Origin of the sequence: Acinetobacter harbinensis (assembly GCF_000816495.1) — a bacterium.
Lineage (GTDB): Bacteria > Pseudomonadota > Gammaproteobacteria > Pseudomonadales > Moraxellaceae > Acinetobacter > Acinetobacter harbinensis.
Map to the genome: position 1 here is coordinate 457,879 of NZ_JXBK01000001.1, position 24,618 is coordinate 482,496.

The window sequence follows — 24,618 nt, forward strand, 5'->3', positions numbered from 1 at the left end:
TTATTGGATATAAATTAAAGTTAAATCAGCCAATTAATCAAAGGGCCTAAAGCTCAAATGATTCATAACCTGAGGTTATTCTATTCATAAGAGCGTGATGATTTAAACAATGGCATGTGCAATAAAAAAGCACATCTGAGTGATGTGCTTTTTTAAACAGCCTGATGCTTATCCGGTATTGCGTAATCCGGCAGCAATTCCGGCAATACTGACCATTAAGGCATGATCAACTGGGGTCTGTTCTGCGGTACATTCGGCCAAATAACGACGACGACGTTTCATCAGCTCTGCTTGCAATAAATGCAGCGGCAGTAAATACGGTTTACGCACTTTCATGGCTTGATCGAGTACCTCGTTACTGCTGAGTAATTTCGATTCACCTTTTAAGGTTAATAAGGTCTCGACCGCATCTTGTAAGCGTTGGCGCAATTGCTCACCCAAAACTTTTAAATCAGCATCATCGGTTAAATGTGCTTCGTAATAGAGCGCGACATGACTGTCCGATTTAGACAGCACCATTTCCAGCATATCAATTAAGGTTTGGAAATACGGCCAGTGTTGCAGCATGTCATCGAGTAATGGTTTTTGCCCTTGCGCAATCATTTGGTTAATGGCCGCACCTGTGCCTAACCATGCCGGCAACATTAAGCGAATTTGTGTCCATGCAAAGACCCACGGAATTGCGCGTAACGATTCAATCCCGCCGCCGACATTACGTTTGGCAGGGCGCGAACCCAGCGGCAACATTTGTAGCTCAAGCTCAGGGGTCACGGTACGTAAATACTGTACAAAATGCGGATTATCTCGCACTGTGGCGCGGTAAACCTGTACCGATAAATCGGTCATGCGATGCATTAAATCGCGCCATTCCTGTTTCGGTTCTGGCGGCGGCAGTAACGTGGCCTCTAAAGTGGCCGCGGTATAAATCTCTAAATTTTGTAGCGCAATGCCTTCTAAGCCAAACTTAAAGCGAATCATCTCGCCTTGTTCAGTCACTCGAATGGCCCCAGAGATTGAACCGGGCGGTTGAGAAAATAAAGCCTGTTGAGTCGGTGCGCCGCCGCGGCTAATTGAACCGCCACGCCCATGGAATAAGGTTAGTTGTAGCGCATGTTTTTTGGCCACCGCAGTCAGTTCTTCTTGTGCGCGATATTGCGCCCAATTGGCCGACATAAAACCAGCATCTTTGGCTGAATCTGAATAGCCAATCATCACTTCATGTTTACCTTGAATATGCTGTTTATACCAATGCATATTGAACAAGGTGTTCATGGTCTCAGCTGCGCCGTCCAAATCTTTGAGCGTTTCAAAGAGTGGCACCACGCGTAGTGCCTGTTGAATACCGGCTTCTTTTTGTAGCAGCAATACCGCCAAAACATCACTTGGATATTCAGCCATTGAGATAATATAGGCGCCTAAACTCTCGGGTGGCTGCGCTGCCAACGTGCGCATGGTGGCAAAGACTTCTTGCACATCCGGATGTTCAATCAGGCTTTGTTTCGGTTCATTCAGATGTTTGGGCAACAGCGGCCGTTTGCTTTGCAGCTCTTGTAATAAAAAGTTCTGCCGCGCTTGTTCGGTCCATGTCTCAAAATTACCCAAGCCTAAATATTCAGTAATGGCGGAGATGGCTTGGCGATGACGACCAGATTCCTGACGAATATCCAGTTTGAGCAACTCAATACCGAAACAATTCACCCGATGTATATAATCCAGCAATTTGCCATTGGCAATTTCCGGCAAGTTACAGCTCATCAATGAGCGATAGCACAGCAATAAAGGCTGCAACAGTTCATCTTTACTTTTGATGACGCGACTGTCATCGGCGTCACGGCCTTGTAATTTTTCGGCCAACCAGTGCCGTGTGGCTTTCAGGCGTTCGCGCGTATCGCGTAAATATTCGCGATAGGGCTCCGCATGCGGGCTACCCAAAGCCTGAATTAATTCATCACTAGATTGTTGAATCGACAATTCCCAGCGCAAATCTTCCATATCGCGCAGATATAAATCTGCCGCTTTCCAACGTGATAACCACAGTACTTCTTGGGTAATTTGATGGGTGACATTTGGGTTGCCATCACGGTCACCGCCCATCCAAGAGGCAAAGCGCACTGGTGCAATACTCAGCGGTAAGCGTTTGCCACAATGTACCTCGACCATATCATCCAATTGACGGACAAATTTTGGTACCGCATTCCACAGGGTTTGTTCAATGGTGGTAAAGCCCCATTTGGCTTCATCGACCGGTGTTGGGCGATGTTGACGAATTTCATCGGTTTGCCACGCTGAACAAATCAGCTGTTTTAATTCTTGTAGCACCGTGTCACGTTCACGTGGAGTGAGTTTTTGTTGATCGACCTTAAACAGGCAGTCATTAATACCATCATATTTTTGAATTAAGGTGCGGCGGCTGACTTCGGTTGGATGTGCGGTCAGCACCAATTCAATATTGAGTTCGCAAATTTGCTTAAATAAGGTATCAGCGGAAATATCCTGCTGTTTGAATTTTTCTAATAATTGATCCAGTGGATTTTGCGACGGGCTTTGTGTGTCAAATTCACTTTGGCGACGACTGCGCACCACATGATACTGTTCGGCAATATTGGCAAAATTGAGAAAGTGGGTGAAGGCGCGGGTAAGCGGTAAAATTTCGGCATCTTCAAGGCTTAAAAAGAGTTGTTCCAGTTGTTTTTCTGCTTCGACTTGTCCATCCCGTGCACCTTTGGCCAAGGCGCGAATTTGCTCGATCTGATTAAACAAATCTTGCCCTGCATGCTCTTTCAGGGTTTCGCCCAATAAGTTGCCCAGTAAACGTACATCGTCACGCAGTGGAGCATCAATTTGTTGAATCATCTGGTCATTCTCCTAAACATCTGTCTTGAATATACCGCGATTTGTCGATATTCCTATAATGCACAGACAAAAGTCGTGAATAGCTTGCTGTAAAAATGTTCAAGCCTGAGCGTCAGCTTGCAGGGTAGAGCTTATTGCTGGCTATTCTCGTGATTCGGTTTTTTGATATTTCAGCATAAACACGTCCATGCTTTGCGCAATAATCTGTTGGCGTTCGCTATCACTGGGAATAGCGCGAATGCCGAGCAACACTTGATGATGACGCATTCCCAACAGCAACGACATGATCAATAAGGTCAGCGTGTTCAGATTTTCATCTTCGATAAAACCCAAAGCGATGGCTTGTTGAAAGAAGTTTTCCCACACGGCATGCATGCGTAAGTGTGAGGCATTGTAAAATTTTTGCGCCAGTGGATTTTGCTCTGCTGCCAACTCCAGCAATAACAGTTCCAGTTTAATGGCTTCAGGTAAGTTAATAATCGTTAACAACAGCGTGCAGGCATGCTCGAAGGCCTGTGCAAAATCACTGTTGGCATCTAAGTTTAAAGGCTGTGCATTGATCAGTTCTTCACAGCTCACCGCAATGGCGCAGCTAAATAAATTGGCTTTATCTTGAAAATGATTGTAGACCGTCAGCTTGGTGACACCGGCCTCTGCGGCAATTTGGTTCATGCTGGAGCCATGATAACCATATTTTAAAAACAGAGATTTTGCTGCCATTAAAATACGCTGACGTTTTTCTAAGTCTTTGGGACGACCGACATGTATGTGCACAAATTTTTCCAAAAAAAAGCGAAAAGGTCATTGCTTGACCCTTGGCTTGTAATTAATGTACCCGACAGTATATTAATTAAAAAATAGTCAATTGAAGATATTGTTTATTTTGCCCTAAAAAACATTTTTAAATAAGAGCGAACTGGATGAGCAGGATAAAGAGCAAGGCGGTCAGTCTGCTGATCGTTTGTGGCATCAGCTTATGGGGATGCAGTAAAGAGACCCACGAAACGGCTGCGACGCCGTTGGTGATGGTGACACAGCCCAATCGTAGCGACAACGAGCAAAAAAGTTATGCCGGCGATGTACAAGCGCGGCAACAAACTGCCTTGGCTTTTCGGGTGGCCGGACAAGTGATTGAGCGCTATGTCGATGTGGGTGATCAGGTGAAAGTCGGGCAGGTGCTGGCAAAACTGGATGTAAAAGATGCACAGCTACAACTCAATGCTGCCAGCGCGCAAGTGGAAAATGCACAATCTGCGGTTAAAAATGCAGAGAGTGAACTGAAACGCTTTAAAGAATTACTGCCAAGCCATGCGGTGAGTCGTTCGCAATACGAGGCCGTCGACAATCAATATCAAGCGGCGTTATCGGCATTAAAACAAGCGCAGTCCAATTATGCGGTCAGCCGTAATCAAACCGGCTATAACCAACTGATCTCCAATAAAAATGGCGTAATTACCGCACGTAATATTGAAGTCGGCCAAGTGGTCTCCGCCGGTCAAGCAGCCTATCAACTGGCGATTGCGGGCGATCGTGATGTGGTGATTGGTATCCCTGAGCAAGCTATTGGCGAGATTAAAGTCGGGCAAGCGGCGTGGGTGACGTTGTGGTCTAAATCAGAGGAAAAATTTGCCGCCTATGTGCGTGAAATTTCACCTGCAGCCGATCAGTCACGCACTTTTAGTGTCAAAGTGGCACTACGTGAAGGCAGCGCGGTGATTCAATTGGGACAAAGTGCGCGCGTATTTTTTAATCAAACGCAGAACAATGTGTTAAGTGTGCCGCTATCGAGTGTATCGGCCAATGATCAGCAAGCCTATGTTTGGGTGGTGCAAAAAGACCACACCGTGCATAAGGTGCCGGTCACTGTCGGCGCCTATGGCCGTGACAGTGTGCCGATTTTATCCGGTTTACAGCCACAAGATTATGTGGTGATTGGCGGGGTGCATTTGCTGCGTGAAAAACAAAAAATTCAGCCAATTGATCGTGAAAATCGTGCCGTAACTATGAGCGCTGGAGCTTCACGATGAAGCAAAATAAATCAGCCTCGAATTATAATCTGTCGGAATGGGCGTTAAAAAATACCGGCCTGATGCTGTACTTCATGTTGTTGTTGGCCATTGTCGGTATGGTGTCTTATTCTAAACTGGCGCAAAGCGAAGACCCACCATTTACCTTTAAAGTTATGGTGGTGCAGACCTATTGGCCGGGGGCAAGTGCAGCAGAAGTCTCGTTACAGGTCACGGACCGGATTGAAAAAGAACTGATGAGCACCGGCAGTTATGAGCGCATTATGGCGTTCTCTCGCCCCGGAGAATCCATGGTGACTTTTGTCGCCAAAGATTCCCTGCGTTCCAGTCAAATTCCCGATGTTTGGTATCAAGTTCGTAAAAAAGTCAATGACATCAAGGGGCAACTGCCCAGCGGTGTACAAGGGCCATTTTTTAATGATGAATTTGGCGATACCTTTGGCAATATTTATGTCTTGACTGGCGCAGATTATGATTATGCACTGCTCAAAGAATATGCCGATCGTTTGCAACTGCAACTGCAACGGGTCAAAGATGTCGGCAAGGTTAATTTGGTTGGCCTGCAAGATCAAAAAATTTGGATTGAATTATCAAACACCAAAGCTGCACAACTGGGCATCCCGATCAGCGCCATTCAACAGGCTTTACAACAGCAAAACAGCATTGCCAATGCCGGCTTTTTTGAAACGGGCAGTGATCGTATTCAAATGCGCGTCAGTGGCGCACTACAAAGTGTCGATGAACTTAAATTAATGCCACTCTTGGTGGGCGGAAAAACCATTCAATTGGGCGATGTGGCCGAGGTCTATCGCGGCTTTAGTGAACCTGCGCAGCCCCGCATGCGCTTTATGGGTGAAAATGGCATTGGTATTGCCGTCTCCATGCGTAAAGGCGGCGATATTCTGGCCTTGGGTAAAAACCTAGAAACCGAGTTTGCACGCTTACAAACCAGTTTGCCTTTAGGCATGCAGCTGCAAAAAGTCTCCGATCAACCGGTGGCGGTTAAACGTAGCGTCAATGAATTTATGAAAGTACTGGCCGAAGCGGTGATTATCGTTTTATTGGTCAGTTTCTTTTCTTTGGGCTTTCGTCCGGGTTTGGTGGTGGCATTTTCCATTCCCTTGGTCTTGGCCCTGACCTTTGCCGGTATGCATTTATTTGATGTCGGTTTACATAAGATCTCCTTGGGCGCGCTGATTTTAGCCCTCGGCCTGATGGTGGATGATGCCATTATTGCCATTGAAATGATGGCGATAAAAATGGAGCAGGGCTATAGTCGTTTAGCTGCTGCCGGCGCGATGTGGAAAACCACTGCCTTTCCGATGTTAACCGGCACTTTAATTACTGCGGCCGGCTTTTTACCGATTGCCACCGCAGCCTCGAGCACCGGTGAATATACGCGTTCGATTTTCCAAGTGGTGACCATTGCCTTAATCGTGTCTTGGTTTGCCGCCGTGCTGTTTGTGCCGTATTTAGGCGATAAACTGCTGCCGGATATCAATCATGCCGCGCAACAAGCACCGTGGTATCAGCGCTTATGGGCGCGTATGCGTAAACAGCCTGCACCGCCGCGGATGGCTGCACATAATGCGCAACATGATCCTTATCAAACAGCGTTTTATCAAAAATTTAGAACTGTGGTGAATAGCTGTATAACCTACCGTAAAACCGTGATTGCCAGTACCGTGGCGATTTTTGTACTCTCGGTGTTGATGTTTAAATTGGTGCCGCAGCAATTCTTCCCGCCGTCCAATCGTGCTGAAATTTTGGTCGACTTAAAATTGGAAGAAGGGGCCTCGTTAACCGCCACCGAACATGCGGTAAAACAAGTGGAAAAATTCTTATCCACGCAAACTGGCATTGACAACTATGTGGCCTATGTTGGCACCGGTTCAACACGTTTTTATCTACCGCTGGATCAACAATTACCGCAAGCCAGCTTTGCGCAATTCGTGGTCTTGGCATCGTCATTAGAAGACCGTGATGCATTGCGTCAATCTTTAGATCAGAAAATTCGTCAATTGTTGCCCGCGGTTCGAACCCGCGTGTCATTGCTGGAAAATGGCCCACCGGTGGGTTATCCCTTGCAATATCGGGTCTCGGGTGAAGATTTAAACTTGGTGCGGCATTGGGCGCAAAAAGTGGCCGCTGTGGTGGGCGATAATCCCAACAGCAGTAATGTACATTTAGATTGGGGCGAGCCAAGCAAAAGAATTCAGCTCAATATTGATCAAGACCGTGCCCGTCAATTGGGGGTTTCGAGTGTCGATTTGGCCAACTTTTTAAATAGCTCAATTAGCGGTGCCACTATCAATCAATATCGCGATAAACGTGAATTGATTGAAATTCGTTTACGCGGTGAGCATGCAGAACGATTAGATGTGGCATCATTATCCAGTTTGGCTGTACCGACCAGCAATGGCAACTCTGTGCCACTGGCGCAAATTGCCAAAATTGAATATGGCTTTGAAGATGGCTTGATTTGGCATCGTAACCGTTTACCCACCATTACTGTGCGTGCCGATATTCGCAGTACATTACAACCGGCCACGGTGGTCGGAGAATTATCCTCACAGATTGAGCAACTCCGTGCGGAATTGCCCAGTGGTTATTTGGTCGAAGTGGGCGGTACGGTAGAAGAGTCAGCACGTGGTCAAAATTCAGTCAATGCCGGTATGCCAATGTTCTTGGCAGTGGTGATTACCTTGTTGATGATTCAGTTAAAAAGTATCTCGCGGGCCTTAATTGTTTTGTTAACCGCACCTTTGGGCTTGATTGGCGTGGTATTGTTCCTGTTATTATTTCATAAACCCTTTGGTTTTGTGGCTATGTTGGGCACGATTGCACTTTCGGGCATGATCATGCGCAACTCGTTAATCTTGATTGATCAGATTGAGCAGGATATTCAGGCCGGACACGACCCATGGACGGCCATTTTAGATGCCACCGTGCGGCGTTGTCGGCCAATTGTATTGACGGCCGCTGCTGCAGTACTGGCGATGATTCCGTTATCGCGCAGTATTTTCTTTGGCCCGATGGCGGTGGCGATTATGGGCGGCTTGATTGTCGCGACATTACTGACGCTGTTCTTCTTGCCAGCATTATATGCGCAATGGTTTAAAGTGAAAAAAAATAGCCAAAATGCTTAATTTTTTCTCTATTTTTTAAGAATTATCAGGTGCGAAACAGTGAAAATTTCAATATAGTAGCAGCTGATAATTTTATACATTTTGATAAAGTAAATTATTGCAGATTAAAAAACTAAACATGCAGTAAATGGGGTTAAAACGCACATGAAGCAAGACAACTTAAGCCGACTTCGCCGTTCTATTGCGATTTCCTATGTCTTCATGTTTTTCGCTCTATTTACGGTGATTAGTGGATTATTGGCGTATGGCTATGCCCGAAAGGTCAGCCAAGCTGAAAATGCAGAAGTATGGCTACAATCGCAGGCCTTTTGGGTGATGCGTAATACCATGATTTATACTATTTTAATTTGTTTTGCTGGACTGTGGTTTATTCCGCTGATTTTCTTTACTTGGAACAGCGCACTGTGGGTAACCGGTTGTACGGTGGCCGGTGTGGTGTTTAGTCTGATTGCCTTTTTGTTTCTACTCAATGCTTGGCTAAAGGGCCTAATTCGTTTTTGCAAAAATAAAGCCGTTTTCTAGCCTGATTCAACTTTTTTACTGCATTGCCCTTGTAAAGTTTTCATTCACCCCCAATTTCTGTGCACAGTTCAGTATTAAATAAATTCCGTGAGGAGCATCGCCAGATATGGCTAAACGTGATTATTATGAGGTTTTGGGCGTCGCTAAAACCGCTAGTGATGATGAAATTAAAAAAGCCTACCGTAAGTTGGCGATGAAATATCATCCAGATCGTAACCCAGACAACCCAGAAACCGAAGATAAATTTAAGGAAGCTGCTGAAGCTTACGAAATTTTATCCGACAGCGAAAAACGCAGCATGTATGACCGCATGGGGCACAATGCCTTTGAAGGCGGCAGAAGTGGCGGCGGCTTTGGCGGTGGTGGCTTTAGTGCCGAAGATATTTTCAGCCAGTTTGGCGATATCTTTGGTGGCGCTTTTGGCGGCGGCGGTGGTCGTGGTCAACAACGAGCAGCGCGTCGCGGATCAGATTTGCGCTACGTCATGGACTTAACGCTTGAAGAAGCGGTGCATGGGGTGAAAAAGAACATTACTTTTACCGCACCTGCGTCATGCGATGCCTGTGACGGTAAAGGTTCTAAAAACCCGCAAGATGTTCAAACCTGCCCAACCTGTCATGGTGCAGGCCAAGTGCGTATGCAACAAGGTTTCTTCTCTGTACAGCAAACCTGTAGCACGTGCCGTGGTCAAGGTCAGATCATCAAGAACCCATGTGGAAAATGTCATGGTTCTGGCGTGATGGATCGTCAACAAACGCTTGAAGTGACTATCCCAGCAGGGGTAGACAATGGCGATCGCGTACGCTTAACCGGTAAAGGTCAAGCCATTCGTGATGGTGAAGCGGGCGATTTATACGTTGAAGTGGTGGTGCGTGAGCATGAAATCTTCCAACGTGACGGTGCCGATCTGTATATGGATGTGCCGGTCAGCATTGCTGATGCTGCTTTAGGTAAAGAAATTCAAATTCCAACCTTAGACGGTCGGGTGAGTTTAAAAATTCCTGAAGGCACACAAACTGGTAAAATGTTCCGTTTACGCGGCAAAGGCGTTAAACCGGTACGTACCAGTATGCAGGGCGATTTACTCTGCCGTATTGTGGTGGAAACGCCAGTACATTTAACTGCACGTCAACGTGAGTTGTTAAAAGAATTGCAAGAGACCATGGATGGCGATGACAGTAAATCATCTCCGAAGAAAAAATCATTCTTTGGTTTGTTTGATTAAGTTATTCAGCGCGATCTAGTGTCAAAAAGGGAGAATAGTCATATTCTCCCTTTTTTATGCTTATTAATGGCTTTTATTTTGATGGACTCAGTCTGGAGCATGCTTTTAGCTGTTGCTCTATGATGAAGATAAACCAAGGTAACCAGCATATTGAAAGGGCCGGATTTTACGCAAATATTTAGCGCCGAAACCTAGCCGAACTACAGAGTTTTGCTATAGTAAGCACAATTAAAAAACAACATGAGGAATATGTTATGTCAGCAGCTCCACGTATTGCTGTATTGGGTGCCGGCGGTCGGATGGGACGCATCCTCATTCAAGCCGTTCATGACGCCGGTTATTCGTTGGCCGCTGCGGTTGAACGCCCTGAAAGTAGCTTGATCGGCACAGATGCCGGTGAGTTAGCAGGTATTGGCACACTGGGTGTGAAAGTGGTCGGGGATTTAAAACAGGTACTCAAAGACTGTGATGTGGTGGTGGATTTTACGGCACCGGCCGCCACAATTGAGCATTTAAAACTATGCCGTGAAGCAGGCGTGGCCATCGTGATTGGCACCACCGGCTTAAATGACCAACAAAAAGCCATACTAGCGCAAAGTGCCACGCATGCACCGGTGGTCTATGCCGCCAATTATTCTGTTGGGGTGAATGTCTCGATTAAATTATTAGAGTTGGCGGCAAAAGTCTTTGGTGATAGCGTCGATATTGAAGTGATTGAAGCACATCATCGTCATAAAGTTGATGCGCCTTCAGGTACGGCATTGATGATGGGTGAAGCCATTGCAGAGAGCTTGGGCCGCGACTTAAAAGAAGTGGCCGTGTATAGCCGTGAAGGACATACCGGCGCGCGCGATCGTCAAAGTATTGGTTTTCAAACCATTCGAGGTGGCGATATTGTCGGTGAACATACCGTGATGTTTATTGCCGATGGCGAACGGGTCGAAGTCACACACAAAGCCAGCAACCGCATGAACTTTGCTTCAGGTGCAATTCGTGCCGCAGCATGGGTGGTGGGACGTGAAGCGGGTAAATATGATATGAAAGATGTACTGGGCTTTAATGAGATTAAAGTATAGACCTTAAGCAAGTTACGAGATCAAGATAAAATAAAACTAAAATAAGAAGTATAGAAAATGAAGAAAATGATCTTAATGGCATGTACTGCGGCACTTATTGCTTCAGCACATGCCGCGCCGTTTGAACATGCCAAACTGAGTATTGATAAACACAATATTAAAGTTTGGACCTATCAAAATAGTCAAAATCCGGTGTTGCAATATCAAGCGGAAACCATCTATGACTGCTCCTTAGAAAAAGCCGTGGCGTTAATTTTGGATGTCGATCAAGCCGTGAAGTGGGTGCCGTATATGGGCCGTGTGAAAGTGCTGTCTAGCGATAGCCAAAAAGGCGAATCTTTATTGTATATGGTGCTGGATTTTCCTTTTCCACTGAAAGACCGCGATGTGCTGGTTCACAGTAAAATAGTGAAAGATGCCTCGGGTTTGATTCGGATTAAAAATAAAGCAGTCAATCAAGGCTATGCCAAAAATCCGGACTATATTCGCTTAACCGAATATGTAGGCGATTGGACATTTCAAAAATTAGCCCCGAATAAAGTCAAAGTTTCAACCTCTGGTTATGCCAATCCTGAAGGCGCCATTCCCGTTGGCTTTGTGAATATGTTTGTGCAGCAGCAGCCCTATCAGATGCTACAGAAAATGAGGATTGAGCTGGCCAAACCCTCAGGGCCAGTTTTGCTACCAGAAGCAGTGCGCTAAAGCCTAAAAAAGCCCACAGTGTGTGGGCTTTTTTAGGCTTTCTTTTTAGGACTTAAAACAAGCATAGCGATCCTAACAATAAAAATGATCGCTTTAAATGCCTTGACCGCTTTATTGAATATCCGATATTGAGATGTGTGGTCGAGGTATCAACGGCTTTCTGGCAAATGAATGGTAAATAAGGGGGTAACTTTTGCGCTGGCATCTAATGATTGGATACGGTAATGCTGGCTGCTGATTCGTTGACACTGAAATGTAAGTTCAGCCGGTTTAGGAATCCCGAGCATCCTTGTGCTTAGAGTTGCTTGCCAATATAGATAAGTGATTTGGTCTGTGCTATTGAGCTCTTCTCGCTTTTCTTTACGCAGTTCAAAATTATTGAATTGTTGCGCTTTTAAATAGCCTTCAATCAGGGCTTTACAGACGAAATTTTGCTGCTGAGCAGCAATGGATTGTACCGGTTGACAGGCATTTAAGAAAATTAGGCTGATGTATAAAGTTATTTTTTTCATCTGTTTAGACTGAATGAATATGATGTCACTAGCTTAGAGTTAGTTTATATTGGCATACAGAGACAACTATTTTTAAAAAATGAGTACAGTTATGCACTTTCAGTATCAAAGACTCGCTCAGCAATTGGCAGAAAAGATTTATCGTGGTGAGTTGGTACAAGGGCAGCGCTTGAATTCATTAAGACAATTTGCACAGCAGCATCAGATTAGTTTAAATACTGCGCAAAGTTGCTATGCACTTTTAGAGGCGCAAGGTTTAATTGAGGTTAAACCGAAGTCTGGATATTTTATTAAAGCCAAGCCGCGTCAAACGCAACTGCCTAAGCATCGTGATTTTGCTTCCATCGCCCGCGATGTTTCAAATTTAGACTTACAAATAGAGATTCAACAGGCCTCCATCAATAATAAATTAATTCATTTGGGCGCAATTCAAATCTCTCCTGATTTAGTTCCAGTCGTCACGTTACGCCGTTCGATACAGCGTGCACTGAAACACAGTAAACCAGAGGATTTTTTATATAGTGATAAACAAGGACATATTCGCTTAAGAGAAGCCTTATCTGAGCATTGGGCAGAAGATGGTTTCTATATTGCCAAAGAGGATATTTATATCAGCAACGGCTGTATGCCGGCATTATCAGTGATGATTCAAAGCCTGACTGAAATAGGCGACAGTATTATTGTTCCTACGCCGAATTTTAATGGGCAACTACAACTGTTAGCAGCTCTAAAGCGTCGAATTGTGGAAATTCCTGCAACGGATCAAGGTTTTGATTTAGTGCGTTTAGAACAGGCCATGCAAAATTCTGGTGCAAAGGTCTGTTTGCTGACGGCCAACTATCAAAATCCTTTGGGCTTTTGTTTAAGTCATGCTGAAAAAGAAAAAATTGCCCAACTGGCAACCCAGTATCAATGCTATGTCATTGAAGATGATATCTATGCTGAATGTGGCTATGACTTTAAGCGGCCTTTACCGATTCGGCATTGGGATCAACAGGGCTATGTGGTTTATTGTGGTTCGGTGTCTAAATCATTATCGCCGGCATATCGTCTCGGTTGGTTTTGTCTGAATGCACGTTTACAGCATTTGCGCGCAAAAATTACTATGTTGAATGTGTCGGTAAATACCCCTTTACAATTGGGCTTGGCCGATTTGATTTATAGTCGTGCTTATCGTGAGCATATCAATACATTAAGACCGGTTCTGCTGCGACAAGTTGAACAGTATCGTCAGTATATTATTTCAGCTTTCGATACAGTGGCGATTGCGTTGACTCAGCCACAAGGTGGTTATGCGTTATGGCTCCAATTGCCCGAAGAAATTGACAGCTTAGAGATGTATCGTTATGCGCAGCAACAGGGGGTTAATATTGTGCCGGGTGAGGTATTTGGTGAAGATCAGCGCTATAAAAATTATATTCGGCTCAATGCAGGACATAAGCTTTCAGTAGAAATCTGCCAAGCGATTGATCTCTTGGCAGATTGGACACGTAAAAAAATCAATATATTAAGGCGGGGTTAAAAATCCGCTTTTAACACAATGCGGTAACGCGCTTGACCTGAATGTAGACGCTCTAAAGCTGCATTGACCTCTGACATCGGATACAACTCAATTTGCGGTGCAATATTTTTACGTGCTGCAAATTTTAACAGCTGACGTAATGCCGCAGGTGAACCTGTCGGGGAGCCGCTAATCGATTTTGCCCCACCAATTAACGTACCGGCAGAAATTTTCATCGGCTCTAACACCAAGCCCAGCATATGCATGGTGCCATTCGGTGCCAGTGTATTTAAGTAAGCCGGCCAATCTAATGTAACATTAACGGTGCTAAGCAATAAGTCCAGTTTGCCACGTTGCGCTTTCAGGGCTGCGCCATCACGACTATTTACCACATGATCTGCACCCATGGCTTTAAGCTCATCGGTTTTATCTAAATTTGAGGTAAAGGCCGTAATTTCACAGCCCCAACCTTTAAGCAGTTTAATGGCCATATGACCTAAGCCGCCAATGCCAATTACGCCCACATGATGGGTGGCTTGAATTTGATGTTTTAAAAGCGGATCAAATACGGTAATTCCCCCACACAGCAGTGGACCTGCACTTTCTGGGTCTAAATCTTCTGGTAACGGAATAATCCACTGCCAGCCAGCACGGACTTTATCGGCAAAACCACCAGCATGACCGACAATGGTGGCGGTTGGTCGGCCGGTACACAGCACTTGTTGTCCTGACACACACGGATCACAGAATTGACAGCTTTCAGCAGTCCAGCCTATACCAACACGTTGCCCGACTTTTAAGCCTTTGGCCTCGGAACCCAGTTGACGAATGGTACCAATAATTTCATGACCGGCCACCACCGGATAAACCGAGGAATGCCATTCATTATTAATCACTGAAACATCGGAGTGGCATAAACCGCAGTATTCCACTTGCACTTCTACTTGATGCGGTTTTAATTCTCCGGCATCAAATTGATAAGGTTCAAGGTCTGCCCCCGCGCGCATCGCTGCATAGGCATGGATAAGATTATCGCTCATAGTGAATCCTTTTATGATGAGGTGCGCCATTGAATATCTTTATTTAAACGCACAATGATTTTCATGATCATTGACCATGCCCACTGCTTGCATAAAGGCATAACAACTGGTCGGGCCAAGAAACTTAAAGCCATTCTTTTTTAATGCTTTGGACAAGGTAGTGCTGATCACAGTGTGCGTAGCGGCTTGACGATAATCTAGTACAGTATTGTGAATGGTTTGCTGTTGGACGAAACTCCACAGCCAGTGGCTGACATCGATCTGATCGTGCTTTAACCTTTGCCAAGCAATGGCATTGTCACGAATGGCGGTCAGTTTAGCCAAATGCCGAATCAGGCCAGTATCTTGCTGCTTGTGTTGTAACTCTGCATCGCTAAATTGTGCAATCTGTGCAATGGAATATTGAAAGAAGTGCTGGCGGTAACAGTCACGCTTTTTCAGCACAGTAATCCAAGATAAACCGGCTTGTTGTGCCTCTAAACACAGCATCTCAAACAAATAGGCTTCATCACGACAGGCTTTGCCCCATTCATCATCATGATAAGCGATATACAGCGGATCATTGGAGCACCAAGTACAGCGTGAAATCGACATGCTTGCGGCTCCTGTTGAGGACTGAAATTTAAAGTTTAAATTCAACCCATTGATCGTTTTGGTTATCCCAATAATACAGCTCAGCAGTGGATAAATCAGCAAAGCTCATCCACTGCTCTTGTCCAGTTTTTTCGGCAAACCCGCTGCTGATCAAAAGCGCTTCTTCGCTAATTTCCATCACCCAGCCTTGATGGCTTGAGCCGTTCAAAACGATTTTTTGTTGATTGCCTGATTCAGCAAATTCGACCAGACGATTGATCAACGCTTCTGACATGAATAGTTCCTAAAAAATTAACGTAAATACGGATAAGGATTGACCACACCACGTCCTTTACCGTCAAGATAAAGACCATAATGTAAGTGCGGTGCAGTATGACGCGCATTACCGCTGTTGCCGACATAGCCAATCAACTGACCTTTTTTGACATAATCTCCGACCTTTAAGCCGCGTTTATGCCCATCTAAATGTGCATAATAATGCCAACTACCGGCCGGCCCAATCATCCAGACCACTGTACCACCCAAATTGTTATTGCGTAAGTCGGCAATTAAACCTTCGGTGGCACTAAAGACTTTGGTTCCACGTGGAGCCATAATATCAATGCCCTCATGCCGGCGACCATGACTACGCGCGGCAGCCCAAGTATCGCTTAACTGACCTGCTTTGATGTGCTGTACCGGAATAGGCAAGGCCGATTTTAATGGCATGTTTTTCAGTCGTTGTAGTTCTGCCGCAGGCAGGGCACTACTGGAAGGTTTTTGAGGATTAGAGGTACATGCCGCAATCCATAGCACAGTAAAACTAAGCCAGAGAGTGAACATAAAACGCAGCACGGTTCATCCTTTTTCTATGCTATTTGGCTGAAATATTTTGAATTACACCGCTGGACTATGTCACAACTTTAGGGCAGAGATCAATTTTTTCATTGCTGTGGGAATACCCATTTCTGTTGCAATTTGTGTCGTTAACCCAGTCGCGCTAAGCGCTGAAGCAACGGCCTGTTGTTGCTCAGGATCGATGACAAAACACAGCGCCTCTAGTTGCCAAGTAAAGTGGGTAAAACTGTGGCTGATGGCGGCACGTTGTAGACATTTTTTTAAGCCCAACGATTGGCACAGTAGTTCAAATTCTGCTACATCTTCAATAATCGGTAAACACCACAAACCGCCCCATAATCCACTCGGTGGGCGTTGTTGCCAAAGCCACTGATCAGCACATTGAATCACCAACACTTGTGCTGATTTAATCGGTACTGCTTTTTTGGGTTTTTTAAACGGTAGCAACGTCTCTAAACCTTGTTGATGGGCTTTGCAATGTGTCTGCATCGGACAGTATAAACACAGCGGTTTTTTAGGCGTACAGATGGTTGCACCTAAATCCATAATGGCTTGGGTGTAATCATGATTACGTTCAATAGGGCATAACTGTTCAGCCAACTGCCACAGCAGACGCTCATGAATCGGTTTAGATAAATCATCTTCGATGGCAAAAAAACGCGCCAACACCCTTTTCACATTTCCATCCATAATCACGCCATATTGACGTAACCCCAGTGACATTAATGCCCCTGCGGTGGAAGGGCCAATACCGGGGAGGGCAATCCACTGTGCTAATGTTTCGGGGAAATGGCCATTATTGGCCACGATGGCAGCAGCTTTATGTAGATTGCGCGCACGCGCATAATAGCCAAGGCCGGCCCAATACGGTGCAACCTCATCCCAACTGGCGTGCCCCAAAGTCTGTACTGTGGGGAAGCGCTGCATAAAGCGCTCAAAATATTGCAGCACCGTTTTAACTTGGGTTTGCTGTAACATGATTTCTGAGACCCACACCGTATAAGGGTCATCTGCCACTTGCCACGGCAAGTCATGCCGGCCATGTACATCAAACCAGTCCAAAAGTGCATCTGCAAAAGAAAACGCTGCCATATAAACCAAAACTTAAAAATAGAGCAGCAGTATAACGAAAATGCTCTGCTGCTGGGCGGCAAGCGATAATAAAAAAATGATGCCGTAGCATCATTATTCAATCACTGGATGACTGTATAGCGGTCAGCTTATTAGCCGCTTAACATGCCCCAACGCTCATCCAGTTTTAAGCTTTGACCTTCATAGCGTGGAATAATATGGATGTGTAAGTGCGCTGCTTTTTCACCAAATACTGTGCCATCATTAAAGCCAATATGAAAACCTGAAGGCTGATGACGCAGTTGTAATTCATGTCGTGCCAGCTCAAGTAAGGTCAGTAAGCTTTTACGTTCTTTATCGGTAACATCAAAAAAAGAGCTGATATGGCGCAGGGGAATAATGACTGAGTGCCCTTTAGATAATGCATTCGGCTCAGGTAAAATTACCCCAAAGTCATTTTTATCAATGATGTCATATTCATCAAAGTCGCAATATGCGCAGTTATGTTCAGTCATTATTCTATCCTCTTTAAAATATAATTTTTAAAACTATCCCATCAATGCAGAGTGAAATATTTTATAAAATTTACGCTACGTCTGAAGCTAGACGTCTGTTTAATAGGGCATACATGGCCGCCAAACCCCGTTGTTCGGCATTTGCGTTATAACCCAAATCTACCCCATTGGCTTTGGCACGTTCATTCGCCAATGGATTACTAAAACCGTGTTTGGCATCAGCAAATACAATCACTTCATGTTCTACTTTGGCAGCATACATTTCGGCTTTAAAGGCAGCCACATCATCTAAAGTGACCATGCTGTCTAGTTCGCCGTGCAGTACTAAAATTTCTGCCTGTACTTGCCCCATTTGTGCCGGTGCTTTAGGTGTCAGGGTGCCATGAAAGGTAACTACCGCTTGTAACGGTGCTCCCGAGCGGGCCAAATCTAGCACCACTTTACCGCCATAACAAAAGCCGACTGCTGCCAGTTTATCTGCATTTACTTCAGGTTGTGCGGCCAAGGTCTTTAAAGCTGCAGACGCACGAGTCACAATGGTGTCGGGATCGGCAAAGGTTTGGGTCATCCATATATTGGCTTGAGTTGCCACCGTGGTGGTCTTTTTATCGCCATACATGTCGATTGCGAAGGCGGCATAACCGTGTTCGGCAAGTTCTCGCGCCCGCTGTTCGGTATAGTCATTACGTCCCCACCATTCTGGCGCAACAAGTACAGCAGCGATAGGCGTGTCTGATTGTGGTGCGGCAAAGTAGCCGATCAATGTGGTGCCATCTTCAGCGCTGTATTGAATCTCGCGTGTTTGAATTGCTAAAGCCATGAATTCAATCCTTGTTAGACATGCAAAAAATAAAATGATTTAAACATAAAAAGATCAATCTTTCATGATTGTACAAGATGCCTATACGTTGACGGCCTATTATTGGTAGTAAATTGCAACAGGCTTTTAAGCGCATTTTATTTAAGCAGAACTGGCTGATTCAATAAGATTATTTTTAAGCATGCAATATGGCTATTGAGGATTTAAAAAATAAACACAGCATTTAACTAAAGCCCAGTGAAAAAAAGCCAGTGCAATTTAATCAGCACATAGCTAACTCAATTTGACTCGCAATCTTTTCACAGCTTTATAATTTTAGGGATGACAGCGCGTTATTTGGGTGCTTTACCTAGTATTTCAAGCAGTTCAACATCAAAAATGAGGGTACTGTTGGGCTCAATGGCATCGCCCGAACCAATTTGACCATAGCCCAATTCTGCTGGAATAAAGAAACGATATTGCGCGCCTTGTTTCATTAATTGTAAGCCTTCAGTCCAGCCTTGAATCACTTGGCTGACTTGAAATTCGGCTGGTTGGTTGCGCGCAATCGAGCTATCAAACACGGTGCCATCAATTAAGCGGCCTTCATAATTGACTTTAACCAAGGAGTTGGCTTTGGGTGATGAACCTGTACCGGCTTTTAACACTTGATATTGCAAACCAGATTTTGTGCGCTGAATTCCGGATTTTTTAGCATTGGCTGCTAGAAATTCTGCACCAATTTTAGCATTAGCGGTGGCTTTTTGTTTTAGCTCAATCAGTTGTTTAGCATCACTTTGTTTTTTATATTGCGTTAAAATATGCGCCATTTCTTCATCGGTCAGTGCTGGTTTACTGCCGTCTGCGGCCGTTTTTAAGCCTTGCATAAAGGCATCTAAATCTAAATTTTTAACCGATTCAGCATTGCTGCGGCCCATTAAATAACCGAAACTATAACCCACTTGCTCTTGTACGCTGCTGTTTGTACTGATCGTTTGCGCAAAACTGACGCTACTCAATGCACATAAACATACGATGCTGATGGCTGTTTTCATGGTGTTATCCCCCAAATAAAGCAGGAGAGCAGTGGCTCTCCTTGGATTTTTATTTTACTTTGATCAGTTCGACATCAAAAATTAACGTGCTATTGGCTGGAATCATGCCCGGAACGCCTTGTTCACCATAGCCGAGTTGTGACGGAATATAAAAAGTCGCTTTACCGCCTTCTTTCATCAGTTGTAAGCCTTCGGTCCAACCCGGAATCACTTGATTCAGTGGGAATTCAACCGGTTCACCACGTTCAATTGAACTGTCAAAAATCTTACCATCGACCAATTGGCCTTTGTAATGTACCGTAACCATAGAGGTGGCGCTAGGTTGCTTACCTGTGCCTTCTTTGGTCATTTTATATTGTAAACCCGAGGCTGTGGTTTGAATGCCCGGCTTTTTCGCATTTTCAGTCAGGAAGGAATCACTGACTGTTTGCACTTGTTCGGCTTGTTGCACTTGCTTTTGCTGCATTTCTTTTTGGAATTGCTCATAGGCTTGTTGCAGCTCTTGTTCACTATAGGCCGGTTTGCCACGCGCATGACCTTCACGCACACCGGTCACAAAACTATTAATATTCAGTTCCGGCGGAGTTTGATGGGCCACTTCATAACCCAGCGCATAACTGATTTTTTCAACCGCAGAAGCATTTTTTGCCGCTTTAGAGCCAAGCGTAGCAGGGTTTTGACTGGCATAATAAACAGGTACAAGTGCAGCAGCGCCTAAAATAACAGCGACAGCAATCGGTAAGGCTTTACTCATGAGGGTTCCCACATTCATTTTATATTAAAAAAGTTGCCTTAATTTTAGCAGACTTTTCCGTCGAACACGCTTTGTGCAAGGGCTATTGTCTAGATATGCAATATATGCTGATTAAGCCGTTTATTCTATCTAAAGGTGAAAGAGGACTCCAGCCGACAGCCAGGGTGGAGGTGAATTTTACAGATTCTAACCTTGCTGATTCTGAATGTATTGTTTAATTATTTCTAGAGGCGCACCACCACAAGACCCTGCAAAATATGAACGTGACCATAAAACAGGTTTTGCATAACTCCCCCTTAAATCTAAAAATTCATTTCTCATTCTTCTACTTGTTACAGATTTTAAATTATTGACCAACTTGCTTAATTGTACCGTTGGTGGGTACTGAATTAGCATGTGAACGTGATCGGATTCACCGTTGCATTCCTTTAATTCAGCATTAAAATCCTTGCATATTTCAGCAGCACACTCACTAAAATATTGATGATGTATTTCACCTAGTATTTTCTTGCGATACTTTGTGATGAAAACTAGATGGACATGCAAATTAAAGGCTGAATGTCGGTTTTTATATATCTCACTCATTGAGAGTACTTGCTTTATATAGTAACATTACCGCTATATTAGCAGATACACACTCATTGATGAAGATTAACAAAGCGTATAAATTTAGGCTTGAGCCTAATGCGGATCAGGAGGTTGTTTTAAACAATCTTGTTGGTTCTGCACGTTTTGTTTGGAATCATATGTTAGTACTTTCATTTGAAATGCTTGCTCGAAATGAACACATTAATGCAGTAAATTTAGTGAATAAGATTACAGTACTGAAAAAGAATCCTGAATATGCTTTTCTAGCATTACATTCAAATGCTGTTTCCTTACAGCAAAAAGTACGTGACCTTGCTTCGGCATGGGGTAAGTTTTTTGACACAAAAGAACATGCTCGATTAAAAGAAAATAAGCGCAAACCAAAGAAACCTAAGTTCTTTAAATTGAATGACGGTACTGAAATTCAGTTGCGTCCACTGATGCCTAGATTTAAGAAAAAATCAGACGGTTATGATTCGATTCGGCTTGTTCAATTCGATAAATACTGTTGGATTAAAGGCAATAAACTTAAGCTTCCTAACGGTGTTGGTGTTGTTAAATTTAGAAAATCACAAGACATTTTAGGCACAATCAAAAATGTGACCATTAGCAAGGTATCAGGACGTTGGTATATTTCATTCTGCACTGAAAAAGAACTGACTGAAATGCCAATTCACCCCTCTAAATCTGCAATTGGTGTGGATTTAGGTGTTGCTAAATTAATCACAACTTCTGATGGGCAGGTGTTTGAGCCCAAGAATAGTTTTAAAGCTAATCAATTTAAATTGGCTAAACTTCAACGGAAGCTGAGAAAGAAAACCAAGTTCAGCCAAAATTGGAAGAAACTGAATCAAAAAATCAATAAATTGCATCATCATATTGCCAATATTCGGCATGACTACTTGCATAAGATCACTACAACACTCAGCAAAAGCCACGCAATGATTGTCGTTGAGGATTTGAAAGTAGCCAATATGTCGAAATCAGCAAGCGGAACACTTGAGAATAAAGGTCGAAATGTTAAAGCCAAATCAGGCTTAAATAAATCAATCCTAGATCAAGGTTGGTCAATGCTTGTTGGTATGCTTGATTATAAGCAGAAATGGCGAGGTGGTTTGCTTGTTAAGGTTGACCCTAGATACACAAGTCAAAAGTGTAGCTCTTGTGGTCATATTGCAAAAGAAAATAGGCAAACTCAGACTAAGTTTGAGTGTGTCGCATGTGATTTTGTTGCGAATGCGGATTTAAACGCATCAAGCAACATTTTAGCGGTGGGACATACCGTTTTGTCTGTGGAGGGAGGATGCAGTAAGGGTCACCCTGTGAAGCAGAAAGCAAGTGAAATCCGCAAGGAAGTCGCCTAAGAGCTTTGGCTTTTAGAATCCCCCACTTGAGCTAGTCGAAAGTGGGAGAGTATGTCAAAATGCGTTCAATTGCTCAAACATGATTAATACAATTTAATTGCATCGGTTTATCTATTTAAGTGCTCTTACTGTTGGCTTTAATCTTGAGTGGACTTAAATAGTGGTTTGAACTCAAAGTAAAAAAGCCAGTCGATGTTGATCGACTGGCTTTTTTGAGGATTAAGCAGATTTAATCACTGTTTTTATCCGCTTTATACGCATAGGCATAATTATAGCCGTAGCCATAACCACCTGCTTCACGCTGAATATCATTTAAGATAAAGCCATTCACTTTTACCCCAGCTTGTTCAAAGCGATTAATGGTCAGTTCAAGCTCTTTCATTTGTGTTTTGGCATAGCGCGCAATGACTAAATTTACCCCAGCATATTGTGAAATAATAATACCATCGGTCACGGCCAACACCGGTGGCGTATCAATCAAGATATGGTCATATTGGCTCGACAAATCTTGCAACATTTCAGCAAACTTAGCGGTACCGAGCAATTCTGATGGATTACTTGGACTCTTACCGCGCGACATAATACTTAAGTTCTCAACTTCGGTACTGCGTACAATATTCTCTAAGGGTTGTTGCCCATTGAGGTATTCGGCTAAGCCGGGTTGAGTATCGTAATTAAAATATTTATGCATATAACCACGACGTAAATCGGCATCAATCAGCAAGACTCGTTTTTGGCTTTGCGCCAAAATAGTGGCCAAGTTAATGGAAATAAAAGATTTACCCAGTTCAGGTGCTGGTCCTGAAATCATAATAATATTATTCTTGGCACTGCTTAAGGCAAAGTGAATTGCGGTGCGCATACTACGCAAGCTTTCAATGGCAATATCATCACTATTTTTAACCGCAAGAATGGGAATATTCTTTTTCTTCTTCAGCAGTTGCACGCGACTTTCTTGAATTGTTGAACGTGGTACGGTGGCATACACTGGTAAATCCAGTTCATTTTCAATTTGGCTAGAGTCTTTAATGCCAGAGCGCAGCATATTGCGTAACAACGCCAATAAGGTACCCAAGAATGCACCCAAGAATAGTGCCAGCACTAAAATTTGCAGTTTTTTCGGTGCAATCGGTTTAATGGGTTCAACGGCAGTATCAATAATCCGCACGTTACCAATTTCACCGGCTTTAGAGATTTGCAGTTGTTGATAAGAGTTGAGTAAACCGGTATACAGCTGCTGTTTGACTTCAATTTCACGGAACAATTGTAAATATTGGCGTTGTAATTCAGGTAAACGTTTTAGCGTACCATTCAGCGCTGCAATTCTTTTGTTAATCGCAGCCACTTGCGCCTGCATTTGCTGCATCACCGGATGTTCAGCCGTATATTTGGCCGAAGCTTCTGCAACACGTTGTTCTAATTCTGATTTTTGAGTCTCTAGCGCAACACTTTGCGTCAAATACAATTCAGATTCTTTGGTGACATCGACCGTATTATATTTTTCACGGAAACGGTTGAATTCACGCTCAGCCACATCCAATTGCTGCTTTAATTTCGGCAATTGAGCTTCTAAAAAGCCTAAGGTTTGAGCCGTTTCAGCAGAGCGGCGTTCAATGTTTTGTTGGTTATAGGCCACTAAAACGGCATTCAGCACTTGGGTAATATGCTGCTTATCATGCCCTTGATAATTCAGTCCCAATACACCAGTCAGTTTGCCTTTTTCCGCTACGGAGTAATTACCCAGCAAAGATTGCATCGCCGCAGGCAGCGTTTGTTTTTGCAGCATATAGCGACGATCAAACTGATCTTGACTATAAATAGCCACTTTCCACAGGCCATATTCCGACTGCAATGTGCTGCTTTGATTAAGCGGTGCAGAAAAAACCACTTGATCTGTTGCGCTATTGGTCAGGCTATAATTGCCTTGCTTAAAACTAAGCAATAAGGCTTTGTCTTTAAAGACGCTCGGAATATCAAATTCACGTATATCAAAGCTTTTTTGATTGTCTTTAAAGCGCGCCGATTGCTGAGAATAGACCACATCATATTGATGGCGTTTCGATAAACGGTTCCAAAAGGAATCATCAGTGGCAGAAATTTTTAAATCTAAATGTAGGCGATCAATGACCGTACCCAACACCAAGCGAGATTTTAAAATTTCAATTTCAGCTTGAGCGGGAGATTTTTGATCCATCATACTGGAGAGATCACCCAACAAAGCGGCAGATGCGCCTTTGGAGTCTTCCACTTGAACCAAGGCATCAACTGCATAAGTATCGGGCGTGGTTCTTAAGTAAAGTAAGGCACAAATCAAACTTAAGATCATGCACAGTGCGATAAGTTTCCATTGCGCGATTAAGGAAAAAAACAGTTCCTTAAGGTCAATGGTGTCTTCTGTTTGGCTATTTTGGCTCATAATCTGAATAATTTTCTA

22 protein-coding genes are annotated in these 24,618 nt (G+C 43.9%); 8 read left to right on the plus strand and 14 right to left on the minus strand.

What is annotated here, in order from left to right; translation table 11 throughout:
- Positions 1-168 precede the first annotated feature (168 nt).
- Together ppc and SE27_RS02170 are read right to left on the minus strand one after the other, a co-directional pair.
- On the minus strand, positions 169-2,853 hold the full coding sequence (gene ppc / locus SE27_RS02165) for a phosphoenolpyruvate carboxylase (protein WP_039620455.1): 2,685 nt from the start codon (positions 2,851-2,853) through the stop codon (positions 169-171).
- Between the two features lie 141 nt (positions 2,854-2,994).
- Positions 2,995-3,627, minus strand: a complete 633-nt coding sequence (locus SE27_RS02170) for a TetR/AcrR family transcriptional regulator (RefSeq protein WP_039620457.1) — start codon at positions 3,625-3,627, stop codon at positions 2,995-2,997.
- Between the two features lie 146 nt (positions 3,628-3,773).
- On the opposite strand from SE27_RS02170, the gene SE27_RS02175 reads away from it, so the two are divergent.
- From SE27_RS02175 to SE27_RS02200, 6 genes are all read left to right on the plus strand, one after another.
- The gene (locus tag SE27_RS02175; protein ID WP_039620459.1) at positions 3,774-4,880 is read left to right on the plus strand and encodes an efflux RND transporter periplasmic adaptor subunit; all 1,107 of its coding nucleotides are present in this window, start codon (positions 3,774-3,776) and stop codon (positions 4,878-4,880) included.
- A complete protein-coding gene (locus SE27_RS02180; protein ID WP_039620461.1) occupies positions 4,877-8,029 on the plus strand; it encodes an efflux RND transporter permease subunit in 3,153 nt (1,050 codons plus the stop codon). Before SE27_RS02175 ends, SE27_RS02180 begins: the two co-directional genes overlap by 4 nt.
- 144 nt (positions 8,030-8,173) lie before the next feature.
- Positions 8,174-8,551: a hypothetical protein gene (locus SE27_RS02185; RefSeq protein ID WP_039620464.1), complete on the plus strand. Its 378-nt coding sequence runs from the start codon at positions 8,174-8,176 to the stop codon at positions 8,549-8,551.
- Between the two features lie 106 nt (positions 8,552-8,657).
- The gene (dnaJ, locus tag SE27_RS02190) at positions 8,658-9,776 is read left to right on the plus strand and encodes a molecular chaperone DnaJ (RefSeq protein ID WP_039620466.1); all 1,119 of its coding nucleotides are present in this window, start codon (positions 8,658-8,660) and stop codon (positions 9,774-9,776) included.
- Between the two features lie 254 nt (positions 9,777-10,030).
- Positions 10,031-10,852, plus strand: coding sequence for a 4-hydroxy-tetrahydrodipicolinate reductase (gene dapB / locus SE27_RS02195; protein WP_039620468.1), 822 nt, complete (start codon positions 10,031-10,033; stop codon positions 10,850-10,852).
- 57 nt (positions 10,853-10,909) lie between these two features.
- Entirely contained in the window at positions 10,910-11,554 is a 645-nt protein-coding gene (locus SE27_RS02200; protein ID WP_039620470.1) for an SRPBCC family protein, read from the plus strand.
- A gap of 149 nt (positions 11,555-11,703) precedes the next feature.
- Here SE27_RS02200 and SE27_RS02205 read toward each other — a convergent pair whose 3' ends face one another.
- Positions 11,704-12,066, minus strand: a complete 363-nt coding sequence (locus tag SE27_RS02205) for a hypothetical protein (protein ID WP_052251692.1) — start codon at positions 12,064-12,066, stop codon at positions 11,704-11,706.
- Between the two features lie 91 nt (positions 12,067-12,157).
- On the opposite strand from SE27_RS02205, the gene SE27_RS02210 reads away from it, so the two are divergent.
- A complete protein-coding gene (locus SE27_RS02210) occupies positions 12,158-13,588 on the plus strand; it encodes an aminotransferase-like domain-containing protein (RefSeq protein WP_039620472.1) in 1,431 nt (476 codons plus the stop codon).
- On the opposite strand, the gene ahr is transcribed toward SE27_RS02210, so the two are convergent.
- From ahr to tnpA, 10 genes are all read right to left on the minus strand, one after another.
- Positions 13,585-14,607: an NADPH-dependent aldehyde reductase Ahr gene (ahr, locus tag SE27_RS02215; RefSeq protein ID WP_039620474.1), complete on the minus strand. Its 1,023-nt coding sequence runs from the start codon at positions 14,605-14,607 to the stop codon at positions 13,585-13,587. The two genes, SE27_RS02210 and ahr, sit on opposite strands and share 4 nt — an antisense overlap.
- Before the next feature lie 39 nt (positions 14,608-14,646).
- Entirely contained in the window at positions 14,647-15,201 is a 555-nt protein-coding gene (locus tag SE27_RS02220) for a DNA-3-methyladenine glycosylase I (protein WP_039620475.1), read from the minus strand.
- A gap of 28 nt (positions 15,202-15,229) precedes the next feature.
- On the minus strand, positions 15,230-15,475 hold the full coding sequence (locus SE27_RS02225; protein ID WP_039620477.1) for a hypothetical protein: 246 nt from the start codon (positions 15,473-15,475) through the stop codon (positions 15,230-15,232).
- Between the two features lie 17 nt (positions 15,476-15,492).
- Complete coding sequence (locus SE27_RS02230) at positions 15,493-16,023, minus strand: M23 family metallopeptidase (protein WP_148308910.1); 531 nt, start codon at positions 16,021-16,023, stop codon at positions 15,493-15,495.
- Positions 16,024-16,095: 72 nt separating this feature from the next.
- Positions 16,096-17,130, minus strand: a complete 1,035-nt coding sequence (gene mutY / locus SE27_RS02235; RefSeq protein WP_039620481.1) for an A/G-specific adenine glycosylase — start codon at positions 17,128-17,130, stop codon at positions 16,096-16,098.
- A gap of 131 nt (positions 17,131-17,261) precedes the next feature.
- Positions 17,262-17,624: an HIT family protein gene (locus tag SE27_RS02240; protein ID WP_039620483.1), complete on the minus strand. Its 363-nt coding sequence runs from the start codon at positions 17,622-17,624 to the stop codon at positions 17,262-17,264.
- 70 nt (positions 17,625-17,694) lie between these two features.
- A complete protein-coding gene (locus tag SE27_RS02245) occupies positions 17,695-18,444 on the minus strand; it encodes a dienelactone hydrolase family protein (RefSeq protein ID WP_039620485.1) in 750 nt (249 codons plus the stop codon).
- Positions 18,445-18,776: 332 nt separating this feature from the next.
- Complete coding sequence (locus tag SE27_RS02250) at positions 18,777-19,478, minus strand: FKBP-type peptidyl-prolyl cis-trans isomerase (RefSeq protein WP_039620487.1); 702 nt, start codon at positions 19,476-19,478, stop codon at positions 18,777-18,779.
- Between the two features lie 49 nt (positions 19,479-19,527).
- A complete protein-coding gene (locus tag SE27_RS02255) occupies positions 19,528-20,232 on the minus strand; it encodes an FKBP-type peptidyl-prolyl cis-trans isomerase (RefSeq protein ID WP_039620490.1) in 705 nt (234 codons plus the stop codon).
- Positions 20,233-20,418: 186 nt separating this feature from the next.
- Entirely contained in the window at positions 20,419-20,817 is a 399-nt protein-coding gene (tnpA, locus tag SE27_RS02260) for an IS200/IS605 family transposase (protein WP_039620492.1), read from the minus strand.
- A 59-nt stretch (positions 20,818-20,876) separates the two neighbouring features.
- Here tnpA and SE27_RS02265 point away from each other — a divergent pair, with 59 nt between their 5' ends.
- Positions 20,877-22,184, plus strand: a complete 1,308-nt coding sequence (locus SE27_RS02265) for an RNA-guided endonuclease InsQ/TnpB family protein (RefSeq protein WP_039620493.1) — start codon at positions 20,877-20,879, stop codon at positions 22,182-22,184.
- A gap of 229 nt (positions 22,185-22,413) precedes the next feature.
- On the opposite strand, the gene SE27_RS02270 is transcribed toward SE27_RS02265, so the two are convergent.
- Entirely contained in the window at positions 22,414-24,600 is a 2,187-nt protein-coding gene (locus tag SE27_RS02270; RefSeq protein ID WP_039620495.1) for a polysaccharide biosynthesis tyrosine autokinase, read from the minus strand.
- Positions 24,601-24,618 lie beyond the last annotated feature (18 nt).

Coding starts and splice junctions, on each gene's coding strand:
- ppc (WP_039620455.1), bottom strand. CDS start 2,853: ATGATTCAACAAATTGATGCTCCACTGCGTGACGATGTACGTTTACTG.
- SE27_RS02175 (WP_039620459.1), top strand. CDS start 3,774: ATGAGCAGGATAAAGAGCAAGGCGGTCAGTCTGCTGATCGTTTGTGGC.
- SE27_RS02180 (WP_039620461.1), top strand. CDS start 4,877: ATGAAGCAAAATAAATCAGCCTCGAATTATAATCTGTCGGAATGGGCG.
- SE27_RS02185 (WP_039620464.1), top strand. CDS start 8,174: ATGAAGCAAGACAACTTAAGCCGACTTCGCCGTTCTATTGCGATTTCC.
- dnaJ (WP_039620466.1), top strand. CDS start 8,658: ATGGCTAAACGTGATTATTATGAGGTTTTGGGCGTCGCTAAAACCGCT.
- dapB (WP_039620468.1), top strand. CDS start 10,031: ATGTCAGCAGCTCCACGTATTGCTGTATTGGGTGCCGGCGGTCGGATG.
- SE27_RS02200 (WP_039620470.1), top strand. CDS start 10,910: ATGAAGAAAATGATCTTAATGGCATGTACTGCGGCACTTATTGCTTCA.
- SE27_RS02205 (WP_052251692.1), bottom strand. CDS start 12,066: ATGAAAAAAATAACTTTATACATCAGCCTAATTTTCTTAAATGCCTGT.
- SE27_RS02210 (WP_039620472.1), top strand. CDS start 12,158: ATGCACTTTCAGTATCAAAGACTCGCTCAGCAATTGGCAGAAAAGATT.
- ahr (WP_039620474.1), bottom strand. CDS start 14,607: ATGAGCGATAATCTTATCCATGCCTATGCAGCGATGCGCGCGGGGGCA.
- SE27_RS02220 (WP_039620475.1), bottom strand. CDS start 15,201: ATGTCGATTTCACGCTGTACTTGGTGCTCCAATGATCCGCTGTATATC.
- SE27_RS02225 (WP_039620477.1), bottom strand. CDS start 15,475: ATGTCAGAAGCGTTGATCAATCGTCTGGTCGAATTTGCTGAATCAGGC.
- SE27_RS02230 (WP_148308910.1), bottom strand. CDS start 16,023: ATGTTCACTCTCTGGCTTAGTTTTACTGTGCTATGGATTGCGGCATGT.
- mutY (WP_039620481.1), bottom strand. CDS start 17,130: ATGGCAGCGTTTTCTTTTGCAGATGCACTTTTGGACTGGTTTGATGTA.
- SE27_RS02240 (WP_039620483.1), bottom strand. CDS start 17,624: ATGACTGAACATAACTGCGCATATTGCGACTTTGATGAATATGACATC.
- SE27_RS02245 (WP_039620485.1), bottom strand. CDS start 18,444: ATGGCTTTAGCAATTCAAACACGCGAGATTCAATACAGCGCTGAAGAT.
- SE27_RS02250 (WP_039620487.1), bottom strand. CDS start 19,478: ATGAAAACAGCCATCAGCATCGTATGTTTATGTGCATTGAGTAGCGTC.
- SE27_RS02255 (WP_039620490.1), bottom strand. CDS start 20,232: ATGAGTAAAGCCTTACCGATTGCTGTCGCTGTTATTTTAGGCGCTGCT.
- tnpA (WP_039620492.1), bottom strand. CDS start 20,817: ATGAGTGAGATATATAAAAACCGACATTCAGCCTTTAATTTGCATGTC.
- SE27_RS02265 (WP_039620493.1), top strand. CDS start 20,877: ATGAAGATTAACAAAGCGTATAAATTTAGGCTTGAGCCTAATGCGGAT.
- SE27_RS02270 (WP_039620495.1), bottom strand. CDS start 24,600: ATGAGCCAAAATAGCCAAACAGAAGACACCATTGACCTTAAGGAACTG.